This is a genomic window from Rhizobium sp. P1_E6 (genome assembly GCF_056405875.1).
This window is the reverse complement of the sequence record NZ_JBFUBG010000299.1, coordinates 1-1,060: the sequence shown is the minus strand read 5'-3', so window position 1 is coordinate 1,060 and position 1,060 is coordinate 1. Positions and strand designations below refer to the sequence as shown.

General features: G+C 53.3%; 1 protein-coding gene. It reads left to right on the top strand.

Annotated features, from left to right (window positions below; genetic code table 11):
• A partial coding sequence (locus AC1D35_RS36370) for an ATP-binding protein (protein WP_477942884.1) occupies window positions 1-1,060 on the top strand: 1,060 nt, incomplete at both ends.

Below are 1,060 nucleotides of genomic sequence, written 5' to 3'. Positions count from 1 at the left end.
GAATTCGTGTGGAACGCCCTCGATGCCGATGCTACCGAAGTCTCCGTCGAATTCCCACGTAATGAGCTCGACGCTATCGATGCAATCATCATCATGGATAATGGGGTGGGAATTACGAAGCCACAGGCCGATCACGACTTCGATAGTCTGGGAGAATCTTGGAAGCGCCAGGCACGTCAAACAAAGCGTTTTGCTCGAGCCGTCCATGGAAAAGAAGGACAGGGCCGTCTTAAGTTTTATTCGTGGTCGCAGCGGGCGGTCTGGAAGACTGTCTATGAATTAGGTGGCATAAAGCATGCCTTGGAAATAACCGTTGACGCCGACCAGCTGCATACCGGCACGGTCGGCGATCCAGTCGCTATCGACCTCGAGGTCGAAACGGGCACGACAGTCGAGCTGGTGAACCTGAAAGAGGGATTGGATTGGCTGACCAGCGAGCAGGCTAGAGCCGATTTCAACGCCACCTTCGCCCCTTACGTGCTCCACTATCCGAATGTGATCATCCGATATGACGGCGCTGCGGTGGATCCTAAGGCCTCGATTGACCGGTTCCATGATTTCAAGACGAAGCCCGTTGTCGGCAAAACCCGGATCATCAAAGACCTTTCCCTCAAGGTCATCGAATGGAAGAACAAAGTATCCAATCGCCGGATCCATTTTGGAGGCGAGACGGGTGTCGTGCTGGGGACGATACCGGCCAACGTCACGGCGCCGGATTACTCTTTTTCAGTTTATGCATACGCTCCTTTCTTCCAGGAAATGGCGAATAAAAATCTCCTGGAGCTCGATGAACTCGGAGATCCGGACTTTGTACGTGTCGTGGAATATATCCGCGACGAGGTCGGTGATTATTTTCGTGAGCGAGAGGCTGAGAAATCCGGCGAGCTGATACAGTCGCTCAAGGAGGCAGGAGTCTATCCCTACGAGGGTGATCCGAAGGATGAGATCGAGCGGCGAGAACGCCAAGTCTTCGATATAGCGACGCATGCGGTCCAATCCTATTCTCGCGACTTCAAGAAGGCCGAAAACGCGCTGAAAAAGATAACGCTCGGTCTTCTGA